This window comes from Neptunomonas marina (genome assembly GCF_004005935.1).
GTDB classification, from domain to species: domain Bacteria; phylum Pseudomonadota; class Gammaproteobacteria; order Pseudomonadales; family Balneatricaceae; genus Neptunomonas; species Neptunomonas marina.
In genome coordinates, this window is record NZ_SACQ01000006.1 from 12430 (window position 1) to 24204 (window position 11775).

Consider the following 11775-nt stretch of genomic DNA (forward strand, 5'->3'; position numbering starts at 1 on the left):
AGGGTGTTTACGGGGATTATTGAGGCGGTAGGTACCGTTGCTGCACGTGAAGACGTTCAGGGGGATATGCGCTTGTATATCCGTACCGGAGCGCTAGATCTGACCGATGTGCAACTCGGTGATAGTATCGCGACAAACGGAGTGTGCCTAACCGCCACTGAACTGCCCGGCGATGGCTTTTGGGCGGACGTATCGCGTGAGTCACTGGCTCATACACGTCTTGAAGCACTTGCAATCGGCGATAGCGTGAATCTAGAGAAGGCGTTGATGCCAACGAGCCGCCTAGGTGGACATATTGTGACAGGACACGTAGATGGCATCGGCACGATCGTTGAGAGAAGAGCAGATGCGCGCTCTATCTATTTCTCCGTTGAGGCCCCCGCGGCGATTGCAAAATATATTGCGGCCAAAGGCTCGATTACGGTGGATGGTGTAAGCCTGACGGTCAATAGTGTTTCAGGCCGCACGTTTGCGCTTAATATTGTGCCGCACACCGCACAGGAAACATTGATCGAACAGTACCAAGTGGGCACGCAAGTGCACCTTGAAGTGGATATTATTGCACGCTACATGGAGCGTTTATTGCTGGCAGGGCAAGATGATCATGCTGAATCTGAGCAGTCATCGGGCTTAACGCTGAGCAAGCTTGCAGAACATGGTTTTATGAAGCGCTAAACGCGCGCAAGGCAGGAATCATAATGGAGCTAAATAGCCCAAAAGAGTTAATCGAAGATATTCGTCAGGGCAAGATGGTTATCCTGATGGATGATGAAGATCGTGAAAACGAGGGTGATATCGTCATTGCCGCGGATATGGTGCGCGCTGAGGATATCAACTTCATGGCGACCCACGCGCGTGGCTTGATCTGTCTGACCCTCACCCGTGAGCGTTGTGAGCAACTCAAGCTACCTTTAATGGTGCAGAGCAACGGTGCGCAGTTTTCAACCAACTTTACGCTATCGATCGAAGCGGCCGAGGGCGTAACAACCGGTATCTCAGCAGCCGATCGTGCGCACACCGTACGCACAGCGGTTAAAGCCGATGCGAAAGCGGAAGATATTGTTCAGCCGGGGCACATCTTCCCGCTGATGGCGCAGCCTGGTGGTGTGTTAAGCCGAGCGGGCCACACCGAAGCGGGCTGCGATCTAGCGCGGCTGGCTGGTTTAACGCCAGCGTCTGTGATCGTCGAGATTATGAATGATGATGGCACTATGGCGCGCCGTCCCGATCTTGAGAAATTTGCCGAGAAGCACGGTCTTAAAATCGGTACGATCGCCGACCTGATCCACTACCGCACGACCAACGAGCATACGGTGGAGAAATCCGACGAGGGTACACTAGACACTGAATTTGGTGAGTTCAACTACCGAACATACCGCGACACTATTCAGAACGTGACCCACATGGCGTTCACGAAAGGTGAATTCTCTGCCGACGACCCGACCTATGTACGCGTTCACGTACGTGGCGATATCATGCGTGATTTAGTGGGCGCTGATACGGGCGGCGAAACGAAGTGGACCATGCGCCGAGCCCTGAAGAAAGTAGCTGAAGAGGGCCGAGGCGTTGTCTTGCTGCTTGATAACGGCCAGCGTGAAGATCTTGAGAGTGCGTTGCACCGAGTGCTGGGTAAGCATCCGGCAACGCGAGCGGCAAATTTCAGTTCCAGCGGCGCTTACTTAACCGTTGGTACTGGCTCGCAAATCCTGCGTGATTTAGGCGTCGGTAAAATGCGCCTGCTGAGCTCCCCAATCAAATTTAACGCGATCTCTGGTTTTGATCTGGAGATCGTTGAATACATCCCCTGCGATGAGTCATAAACAGGAAAATTAGTATGTCAGTTGAAATTATTGAAGGTGATTTCGTTTCCGCTGGTGGTCGATACACCATCGTAGTGGGCCGTTTTAATGCATTTGTTGTTGAAAGCCTGCTGGAAGGCGCGCTAGATGCACTGAAACGCCATGGCGTATCTGAAGACAGCATCCGTGTAGTGCGTGTTCCGGGTGCGTTTGAGATCCCGTTGGCCGTACAAAAGGTAGCGGCTCAGCAGCGTGATGATGCCATTATCGCTTTGGGTGCTGTTATTCGTGGCGGTACGCCTCATTTTGAGTATGTATCTGCTGAGAGCTCTAAGGGCGTGGCGCAGGTATCAATGGAGTATGGTATTCCGGTGGCGAATGGCATCCTGACGGTAAATAGCATCGAACAGGCGATTGAGCGTTCCGGTACCAAAGCGGGTAACAAAGGTGCAGAAGCTGCATTGTCTGCACTGGAGATGGTTAGCCTGCTGAAAAATCTTGAGGCATCCCCGGAATGAGCGAAGAGAACACACCAGCGCGCAAGCCAAAGAAGCCATCGTTAACAGAGCAGCGCCGCTCAGCTCGCAGCTTTGCACTGCAAGCGCTGTATCAGTGGCAACTTGCTAGCCATCCGGTCCATGAGGTTGAAGCACAGTTCCGTGTTGATAACGATATGTCGGGAACGGATGTCCGCTTGTTTGGTGAGTTACTCCAAGGCGTGGCAGGCACCAAGTCACAGCTGGACGAAGCGTTTCAGCCTTTCCTCGACCGTAACTTGAGTGAGTTAGACCCGATCGAGTTAGCGGTGCTACGTATCGGTAGCTATGAGTTGATCCATCGCTTAGAGGTTCCTTACCGTGTAGCGATCAATGAAAGCGTTGATCTGGCCAAAAAGTTTGGCGCAACAGACAGCCACCGCTACGTTAACGGCGTGCTAGACAAGCTAGCGCAACGTGTACGTATGGCTGAGATCCAAGCAAAACGCAACAAGTAGGGTCGGCTATGGATGAGTTCGCCCTAATTAATAGGTTTTTTACTTCGTTAGGGCGCCACTCTCATGGCAGTCAAGCCGATACGGTGATTCAGGGTATCGGTGATGACTGTGCGGTTCTATCGGTACCCAGTGGGCAATCGCTCGTGGTGTCTATCGATACCCTCGTGGAGGGAACGCACTTTGTAGCAGGTACCGACCCTGCTCAGTTGGCGTGGCGGCTACTGGGCGCCAGCGTCAGTGACTTAGCTGCAATGGGTGCTGAGCCTGCTTGGGTCACGTTAGCGCTAACCTTGCCAGCGGCTGATGAGAGCTGGCTTAAACCGTTTTCAGCGGCGTTAGGCGAGGGGTTAGCGTATTACGGTATTAACCTCGTCGGCGGGGATACCACGCGCGGCCCGTTATCACTCTCTGCACAGGTACATGGGTTTGTGCCCCATGGTGCCGCCTTACTGCGCTCAGGTGCTCGCGCGGGAGACCTTGTCTGTGTCTCCGGTACATTGGGTGATAGCCGCGGTGGGTTGGAGTGTATTCTTAACGCGGACATAGCCGCTAACGATTATTTGCTCGACCGCTTCTACCGGCCAACAGCACGCGTTTCCTTAGGTCAGCATATGCGTCGTTACGCAACCGCTGCGGCTGATATCTCTGATGGTTTGCTTGCCGACCTACAACATATCCTGACGGCGTCCGGCGTCGGTGCCACCGTTAACCCAGATCTGCTGCCGATATCTACGCAGTTAGCTGCTCATTTTGATAACGAGACAGCCAAGCGCTGGGCGCTTAGCGGCGGTGAGGATTTTGAGCTCTGCTTGACCGTAGCACCGGAGTGTTGGCAAGTTTTGTGCGAGAAAGCACCGAGTTTAGCGGCACAATTGACCGTAATCGGCGTTGTGGATACAGAACCCGGGCTGCGGCTACAAACCGCAGAGGGAACCGTTTCAGCGGCCGCTGCTGGCTTTAATCATTTTGCGAGTGAGACACGCAATTCATGAATGTAACAACGAAACGAGTGCTAACTCAGCCTGTCAACTTTTTGGCATTTGGTTTGGGAAGTGGATTGGCACCTAAAGCCCCAGGTACGTTCGGCACCTTAGCCGCTGTGCCGCTGTTTTTACTCTTAAGTCTGCTGCCGTTTGATCTTTATATTGGCTTTGTCATTGCGGTCAGTGTGCTGGGTATCGCTATCTGCGGATATGCTGCAGACGATTTAAAGGTTCATGACCATCCGGGCATTGTTTGGGATGAGTTCGTAGGCTTTTGGATTACGATGATTGCGGTACCCGTCTCTTTTGGTACGATCTGCTTGGGATTTTTGCTCTTCCGCCTTTTTGATATTCTCAAGCCATGGCCAATAAAATGGGCTGATCAGCAAGTCGGTGGTGGTTTAGGTATTATGCTTGACGATATATTGGCGGGGTTGATGGCCTTAGGTAGCGTGCATCTGCTTATAGCGCTCTTTGCTTAAGGCATACCTTTTTTGTTTAAAAAATGATCGCTCTTTCAGTTTCGTTTCAGATTGAACAATTAATCTGAACTCGAAAATAAAAACAGGAGAGAGATCATGAAAACACTAATCCAAGCCGCAGCAGTAGGTACTCTGGTATTTTCAAGCAGCGCATTCGCGATTTTTGAGCCAAACGAGCAATCCACTGAAGCACTACTGATGGCAGGCCATCACCATGCCATCGCGGATTCATCAGCGGCGTTTACAGGAATCTACGATAACGCGTTGGTGGGTACCGAGCGTCACCTCACTGATGGCATCAATGCCGCGCAGTCTGATTACTGTGTCGTTCAAGGTTTGAGTGTTGCACTGGAAGAACACCCAACACAAGGTCACTTCGCTGGGAAGCAATGTTAATGAAATTAGTAGTAGTCGGTATGTGATACGGGCTCAGAGTTAAGAGCCCGTATTACGTTTATCGCTAAGGAGCGCCAATGAGTAAAAATAATAGGATTTTTGCAACGCTTCTATTCAGCTTACTCAGCACATTAGTGAGCGCGAAAGAGCTGCAACAAGAGCCAATGGATATGAGCGGAGAGCGTTTAGATGCTCAGGCTTGTCGTGTACTTGTTAAAGAGGGCACGATTCTACCGATGTCTAAGCTAATGAAGCTTGCAGATCACAAAACTACGGACCATATCTTGGATGCGTTCCTCATTCGCGGCAAGACACACTATATTTATCTAATAGAGTCTGTTGGCGTTGATGGGATTGTTCGCACGTTTTATCTCGATGCGACAACAGGTGAACGTATCTCTGTTAAGCCGTAGGAAGAAACCGAACATGCGAATCTTATTGGTTGAAGATGACCCAGTGCTTGGCCCATCACTCAAAGATGAATTAGCAAAACAAGGCTACGCGGTCGACCTTGCCACCGATGGTATTGATGGCGAGGCGATGGGTTACGAAGATATCTACGACCTGTGCATACTTGACCTTGGTCTTCCAGAGCGCCCGGGGCTAGATGTGTTACGTAACTGGCGTCAACGCAGTAACAATATCCCCACCTTAATCCTGACAGCACGCTCTGCATGGCAAGAGAAAATAGACGGGTTCGATGCCGGTGCAGATGATTATCTCGCGAAGCCATTTCACACTGAAGAGCTGCTAGCACGCATGACAGCGTTGCTACGCCGTGCCAACCAGCAGCCAACGACTCAGCTTGAAGAGTCGGGGTTAGTGCTCGACGAAAAGAACCAATCGGTGCGCGTGGACGGCGATACGCTGCACGAACTCACGGGTATGGAGTACAAGCTGTTGCGTTATATGATGCACAACCCCGGCCGTGTGCTATCGAAACTCCAGATTGTTGAGCACATCTACGACGACAACACCGAGAACGATAGCAATGTCGTCGAGGCCTATATCAAGATGCTCCGTAAGAAGATTGGCAAAGAGCGTATTCAAACTAAGCGCGGCCAAGGTTATATCTTTACGAGTCACACCTCATGATTCGCTCCATCCAAGGCCGCTTAAACATTGCGTTTATCGGCCTAACCCTCACTATTTTCGCAATTCTCTGGGTCATTCAAGGCTCTACGCTGCGTGGTATTGCGTATGAGTTTGTCGGCACGCGCTTAAGTAGTGATGTGTTCACGCTACTGCAAGCGATTGAGCGTGCAGATGGCGAGTGGCAGTTAGATACGCGCCGCATCTCTCCTGTATATAATCAGCCGATGTCGGGGCATTACTATCAGTACCAGATTAACGAGGGGGATTGGGTTTATTCGCGCTCATTGTGGGATGAGGATATTCCGACTAGAGACGGGTTTGGTGTAGGGCAGCTGCACATCGCTTTACAGATGAAGAACGCGGAGCCTTGGCTCGTATATGACCATACCTTCCAGAAACAGGATGGTACAGTGCGCATTGTGTTGGCGGAAGATGTTAGCAGCATAGAAGCAGAGCTTAAACGCCTTGGCTGGTGGGTTGGTGCTGTGGGCGTCGTGTTTATTGCCGTGCTGTTGCTTGCTCAGATTTTTATTATTAAGCGAGGTCTTAAAAGCCTGACTCAGGTTAGACAAGATATCGCGCGGCTAAAACAGGGTGATATCCGGACGCTGCCGTGTGTAGAGACGACAGAGGTGTCCCCGTTGGTTGATGAAATCAACTATATGGTTGATAGCATGTGTATGCGGCTTGATCGTTCGCGTAACGCTGTAGGGAACCTAGCCCATGCCGCCAAGACGCCGCTAACGGTTATTGATCGGCAGATCGAAGTATTAAAACAGCATAGCCCGAATTGTGCAGAAGCCCTGCAACAGCAGTCAGCGGAGCTGCGCGGCTTGATGGAGCGTGAGCTCACGCGGGCCCGGATTGCCGGTACCGCACTGCCTGGGCAACGCGTGATGATTGATGCCGAGGTAGAGAAGCTACTTAAGGCGATGCGGATGATTCACCAAGAGAAAGGGCTGCAGTTTGAGGTTGATATCAAAAGCAAAACCTTTTTCCCGGGGGAACGTGACGATCTGATCGAGCTTTTGGGGAACCTGATCGACAACGCTTGTAAGTGGGCGCAAAGCACGGTGCGTATTAGCGGGGTGTTAAGTGAAACCTGCCTGACTATCTTTATTGAAGATGATGGCCCCGGTATCCCTAGCGAGAAGCGCGAACAGCTGCTATCACGCGGTGAACGCTTGGACGAGTCAGTCTCTGGGCATGGCCTTGGTTTGAGTATCGTGACCGATATTGTCCAGCAGTATCAAGGGTGCTTTGAACTACTTGACTCCGACCTAGGTGGTTTGCGAGTGCACTTACGCTTGCCGCGCAACCGGGATACGCAGTTATCCTGATATTTCAGGTGACGCTAGAAACGCTGCGCTGGTAAACTATCGTGCCTGTTTTTTAGAGGAAAGATGTGTGTCTGTTAAGTATGTAGCGGAATCAAAGCTCCCGATGCCGTGGGGTGTTTTCACAATGGTTGGCTTTGAAGATATCGAAACGGGGAAAGAGCATGTGGCGCTAGTTTACGGTGATGTAGCTGGTGATACACCAGTGCTAGCCCGTATCCACTCTGAATGCCTAACAGGAGACGCGCTTTTTAGCTTACGTTGTGATTGTGGTTTCCAGTTACAGGAAGCGCTACAACGTATCGCAGAAGCAGGCTCTGGTGTTTTGCTTTACCTACGCCAAGAGGGGCGTGGAATTGGCTTGCTCAATAAGATTAAGGCGTACCACCTACAAGACCAAGGTGCAGACACGGTAGAGGCGAACGAACAGTTAGGCTTTGCTGCGGATATGCGTGATTACTCTATGTGCGAGCCGATGTTGGAGCATTTAGGTATTACATCGGTGCAGCTAATGACAAATAATCCGCGCAAAGTGGCGGCGCTCGAAACATACGGCGTCAAAGTTGCTGGGCGTGTACCGTTGCAAGTGGGCAAAAACCGTCATAACGAAGGCTACTTGGCGACCAAAATGGGCAAGCTTGGCCATATGATGACAGAGCATCACTTCAATGCGGAAGACAAAGATTAAATTCTGGTCATTACCGCAATGAAAAAGGGCTTCATATGAAGCCCTTTTTTGTGTTTCCGGCTAACTTAGTCAGCTCGGAATACGTGGTTAGACGAGTAGTAAACCTTATTGCTTAGGTCTTCTGAACTCCATGCAGTGATCGACAGGATATAGTAGTTGTCTTTCACCAGTGAAACGCTGTCTGGCAAGGTGAAGCTGTTTGCATCGCCAGGAATAATCTCTTGCCATACAAACAGGTCGTTTGTCATACGCGGCGAGTAAGTCAGAATAGCCGTATTGAGCAGCTCCTCAAGCGCGTCTTTTTCGTCATCTGCAGCGAGTAATAATTGATTCTGTAGTGAGTAGATATTACCGAAGAGGTTTAGGCTGTCTACCTTGCTCTTATCAAAGATACTAACCGTGATGTGTTCTAGGTTTGTGGCTTCTGCAGAGAAGTTGGCGTAGTTCCACTTGATGGAGCGTGGGTTTGAAGAGTCAAACTCGACCACATAATCTGCGCTACCATCGGTGTAGAACGTGGTGTTGAGCGGGAATACTTCAACTTTACCGCGCGCACCAAGCTGGTGGTTGATGCAACCATCTACAGAAACGTAGTCGGAGCCATTGATATCGTATGGCCCTGTCCATGCGCTAAGCTCTTCGTTGAAGCCGACGTCAGTAAAGAATACTTGGCTAGTTTGGTCGACTGCACCTGTGCCGTAGCCGATTTCGTAAGTTGAGTCTTTATCGTTGTAGCGCCCTGCAAGCGTGATCGTATTGCGGTCCTGACAATCTTTATATTTGTAGGAAACAATCGCTTCGCCCGGTTCACCACCCTCTAGGGCGCCTGGTGACGTTAGGTGCTGCATAAAGATATGCCCCACACTAAAGTCGTCTCGGTCATAGTCAGGGCTTTCGATGTAGAAACCGATAAATTGGTTTTTAACGCTGAAGGTATCGCCGTCGTTAGACTTTACAATACCATCATCATCAGGTGTTGGATCAACAGTGCCGCCGTCTCCATCGTCACCATTGTCGCCACCGCTGTTATCGCCGCCGTTGTCACCAGAGTTATCTGTAGGCGGGTTAGTCAGCAAGGTGTCATCACCACCTCCGCCACCGCAGGCTGTTAGCATCGCGCATAGAATTAGGTAGCTGAGAGGCCGTACTGGAAATCTCATTTAATACTCCTGTTAAATGAACCGGATTCAAGAAGCTGGGATAGCATTCCCTGCTGGTTTGAATAGTTATTGTAATCCATAAAGAGTGCTTCTGCCGGGTCAGCCCAGGGAGATGCGTACGTTTTGATGGAATAGCTTTTCTGTCACATTTAATGTGATATCGGCAAGACTAGCACAGTGTTTAAAAATTAAAATAGTGTCGCATGGCCGAGTCATCGGTTATCCCATGACTCGGCGCATGTAGATCAGAGAAACTTCTGCTTTGCGCGACCTAGCGGCAAAACATCTGACCACTGGCCAACCATCTCGCCGTCGATCTTGAACATCTTAAACTCGAGCTTGAAGAACGCTAGCTCTGCGCCATCTTGGCCATACTGGCGAGTAGAGGAGAGTTCTGTTTTTACAACATAGTCGAACCGTGTTGCGGAAGTGTCCACAAGGCGAGCAACACCTGAGTTAAGGATCGTTTCGGTGATACGGTCGTGAATATCCTGCATACGGATATTTTCGTTGTCGGTGTTGTTCTGTAAACGCGCTACGATCAAACGTGGACGTTTATTGCCCCAGCTTTGCACAATTCGGGAACTGAGCATTTTATTGGTCACGTTTTCTGCAAACGCGGTGTAATCCGCCATAGTAAGCTCAGTATCAAGGTGCGCACGGGTATTTGAGTCCAGTACGGATACACCCGCTTGGCCGCCGGGCCCAGGCATTGTGTTACAACCAACCAGTGCTGTAGCGATCAGGCTTGCGCCGACAAAGTTAAGCAGTTTCATCTTTATAGCTCCTAGGCTGTTTTACTGAGATTTTTGAGATTGTTTATGGGACTCGATAAAAAGATCGTCGGGGTAGCGGACCATCACTTGAATCTGGTGTGCGGTGTCAGACTTTCCTACGCTTTGCACTGTTTTGACTTGGCGGGGACCCAAGGTGAAGCGATGCCAAACGTTGTTGTCGTTAATATCAAAGCCAGCTTCATCCTGCCATTTGATTAGGTATTCAAGGCTCAAGCGTTGATCGCTGCGGTTTTCCAGCTGGAACTGGGCGCGAGTAAAGTTACCCACCTTGCCAAACTTCACGTCGCGGTAGATCAGGTTGTCGAGCAAACTTTTATGCCCTAGCACCAACTGAGCGCGTGGGTGGCTATCATTGACGAGCGCACGTTGCACTTGATCTTCGGTTCGTACCGTATTACAGCCAGTGATCATGGAAGCCGTTAGGGCGCAGAGCGCGATACGGGAAAGCACTTTATTCATCGGAATGTCCTTATTTAATGGGGGCCCACATTTTGTTTTGGTTCGTAGCAACCTTCATCACCTTGCCGATATTGCGGGCGTAAACGAAGTTGTGACTATCTTTTCGCAGTTTCACCACCTGATTGACGAGCGTCCGGCCTCGGCGGTCAAAGCCCTTGATCCGAATACGAGATAGGTTTTTTGGCGCTTCGATGCGGGCGGCTAAGAAGCGCTCTGGCAGCGAAATCCATGAACGCATATCGGGATTGGCCATCTCCTGACGGGCATCACCTACCACTTTGCCAAGAAATCCTAGTTTACTCAGTGCGCGATTCTCGAAGTAGCTACGCACCACATTGACGGTCATATTGAGTTGCTGAAACGGTAAGCTGTCATATTGATGGCGCAGTGCAATGCTGTTGATATCGGCGATACTATGCACCCGTGCAAGACGCTTGCCTGAAACCGTTTGGATTTCGAAGCGGTGTATTGGTGAGGTTTCAGCCTCATAGATCGGTAGTTTGATGGGCAGGGGAACGCCGCCGGCATTGTAGTCAAACTGTACCGTGCGTTTTTCGGGAGAGAAGCCATCTGCAACGATGATATGTACGAGTTTGCGGCCGCGGCGAGGCTTCTTCTTCATTGCAGCGGCAGCCGCTTTGATCACCTTGCTCTTTGGATTTAGCTCAAGTGCTTTCTGGTAGGCGATACGCGCATTATCGCGCAGAGAGCGGTCATCGTAACTATCGAACTCCTGCACCATCCCGGTCATGTAAAAGCCGAAGGGGTTAACGTAAGCGCTGGGGACTTGGGCGGCTTCCTTGCGGCTTTTGCCGTAGTATTTGTTGATGGTGTCGGTGATACCAAAACCACTGAGGTCGTTACCTTGCTCTTTTTGCTCAGCTTCCTTTTTGGCCAGCTCTTTTTTAGCCAGTTCTACTTCGTCACGGAAGCGCTTCTTCTCAATGTTTTGCCAATCGATGGAACGGCGGGCAACGTTATAAGCTTTCCGTTCGCCCTGCAGCATATAAGCGATCGACTTGTAGTTGAGCATCAAAATCCGCTCAAAAGACTCGCCCGGATAGTCAGTAATCTCGCCAGCACCGGTGATCATGGATACTAAATTGGAGGAGGAACTTTGCAGCATGGAACCCAATTTGGAGCCTGCGAACTCTTGTCCCAAAATATGTTCGGCGTCAGCAAATGCATTGATAGCGGTATCGGTTTGGTTAGCATCGAGTGCAACAAGCCCATGCTCGACTTGAGCAAGAAAACTCTTGCCATCTTTCTCTAAAAAGATGGTTTTATGCTCTTGCAGCGCTTGGTCGGTTTGCCCCTGCTTGAGTAGGCTTTTAACGGGGTAAAACGCTTTGCTGTAGCCGGCTGCAAACTGACGTCCGCCTTCGTTGGTAACTTTCTCTTGGCGCGCATGGTCAACGGGCTTGGCTTGTGCAGGCTGCTGGTTTGCGCTGGTTACATTATTGATCAACTCGGCGAATGGATTCGCGGCAAGTTGCGTGGTACTGACACTTAGCGCAGTAGCAAGCGCTAACTTCTTCATAAAGCTGGCAGACATCGGGCGTCGCTCCATCTATCGGTAGAAGTT

General features: G+C 50.6%; 15 protein-coding genes. 11 read left to right on the top strand and 4 right to left on the bottom strand.

Annotation, left to right across the window (positions count from 1 at the left end):
* Positions 1–3: 3 nt before the first annotated feature.
* The 11 genes from EOE65_RS12730 to ribA all read left to right on the top strand — a co-directional run bounded on the left by EOE65_RS12730 (position 4) and on the right by ribA (position 7774).
* Positions 4–675, top strand: a complete 672-nt coding sequence (locus tag EOE65_RS12730) for a riboflavin synthase (RefSeq protein ID WP_127694711.1) — start codon at positions 4–6, stop codon at positions 673–675.
* A gap of 23 nt (positions 676–698) precedes the next feature.
* Positions 699–1820 carry a bifunctional 3,4-dihydroxy-2-butanone-4-phosphate synthase/GTP cyclohydrolase II gene (ribBA, locus tag EOE65_RS12735; RefSeq protein WP_127694712.1) on the top strand — a complete coding sequence of 374 codons (1122 nt, stop codon included), beginning with the start codon at positions 699–701 and terminating at the stop codon, positions 1818–1820.
* 14 nt (positions 1821–1834) lie between these two features.
* A complete protein-coding gene (gene ribH, locus EOE65_RS12740; protein ID WP_127694713.1) occupies positions 1835–2317 on the top strand; it encodes a 6,7-dimethyl-8-ribityllumazine synthase in 483 nt (160 codons plus the stop codon).
* Positions 2314–2793, top strand: a complete 480-nt coding sequence (nusB, locus tag EOE65_RS12745; protein ID WP_127694714.1) for a transcription antitermination factor NusB — start codon at positions 2314–2316, stop codon at positions 2791–2793. Before ribH ends, nusB begins: the two co-directional genes overlap by 4 nt.
* An 8-nt stretch (positions 2794–2801) precedes the next feature.
* Positions 2802–3785 (top strand): thiamine-phosphate kinase, encoded by a 984-nt coding sequence (thiL, locus tag EOE65_RS12750; protein ID WP_127694715.1) that lies wholly within the window; start codon positions 2802–2804, stop codon positions 3783–3785.
* Complete coding sequence (locus tag EOE65_RS12755; protein ID WP_127694716.1) at positions 3782–4258, top strand: phosphatidylglycerophosphatase A family protein; 477 nt, start codon at positions 3782–3784, stop codon at positions 4256–4258. The genes thiL and EOE65_RS12755 overlap by 4 nt, the downstream gene beginning before the upstream one ends.
* Before the next feature lie 96 nt (positions 4259–4354).
* Positions 4355–4654, top strand: coding sequence for a hypothetical protein (locus EOE65_RS12760; protein ID WP_127694717.1), 300 nt, complete (start codon positions 4355–4357; stop codon positions 4652–4654).
* A 77-nt stretch (positions 4655–4731) separates the two neighbouring features.
* Entirely contained in the window at positions 4732–5067 is a 336-nt protein-coding gene (locus EOE65_RS12765; protein ID WP_127694718.1) for a PepSY domain-containing protein, read from the top strand.
* A gap of 13 nt (positions 5068–5080) precedes the next feature.
* Positions 5081–5749 carry a response regulator transcription factor gene (locus EOE65_RS12770; protein WP_127694719.1) on the top strand — a complete coding sequence of 223 codons (669 nt, stop codon included), beginning with the start codon at positions 5081–5083 and terminating at the stop codon, positions 5747–5749.
* On the top strand, positions 5746–7089 hold the full coding sequence (locus tag EOE65_RS12775) for an ATP-binding protein (protein WP_127694720.1): 1344 nt from the start codon (positions 5746–5748) through the stop codon (positions 7087–7089). The genes EOE65_RS12770 and EOE65_RS12775 overlap by 4 nt, the downstream gene beginning before the upstream one ends.
* A gap of 67 nt (positions 7090–7156) precedes the next feature.
* Positions 7157–7774 carry a GTP cyclohydrolase II gene (ribA, locus tag EOE65_RS12780; RefSeq protein WP_127694721.1) on the top strand — a complete coding sequence of 206 codons (618 nt, stop codon included), beginning with the start codon at positions 7157–7159 and terminating at the stop codon, positions 7772–7774.
* A gap of 65 nt (positions 7775–7839) precedes the next feature.
* Here ribA and EOE65_RS12785 read toward each other — a convergent pair whose 3' ends face one another.
* The 4 genes from EOE65_RS12785 to EOE65_RS12800 form a co-directional block, all read right to left on the bottom strand.
* Positions 7840–8934 carry a hypothetical protein gene (locus EOE65_RS12785; protein WP_127694722.1) on the bottom strand — a complete coding sequence of 365 codons (1095 nt, stop codon included), beginning with the start codon at positions 8932–8934 and terminating at the stop codon, positions 7840–7842.
* 245 nt (positions 8935–9179) lie between these two features.
* Positions 9180–9710: a hypothetical protein gene (locus EOE65_RS12790; RefSeq protein WP_127694723.1), complete on the bottom strand. Its 531-nt coding sequence runs from the start codon at positions 9708–9710 to the stop codon at positions 9180–9182.
* A gap of 21 nt (positions 9711–9731) precedes the next feature.
* Complete coding sequence (locus EOE65_RS12795) at positions 9732–10190, bottom strand: DUF1425 domain-containing protein (protein ID WP_127694724.1); 459 nt, start codon at positions 10188–10190, stop codon at positions 9732–9734.
* A 10-nt stretch (positions 10191–10200) separates the two neighbouring features.
* Entirely contained in the window at positions 10201–11745 is a 1545-nt protein-coding gene (locus tag EOE65_RS12800) for a COG3014 family protein (RefSeq protein ID WP_127694725.1), read from the bottom strand.
* Positions 11746–11775 lie beyond the last annotated feature (30 nt).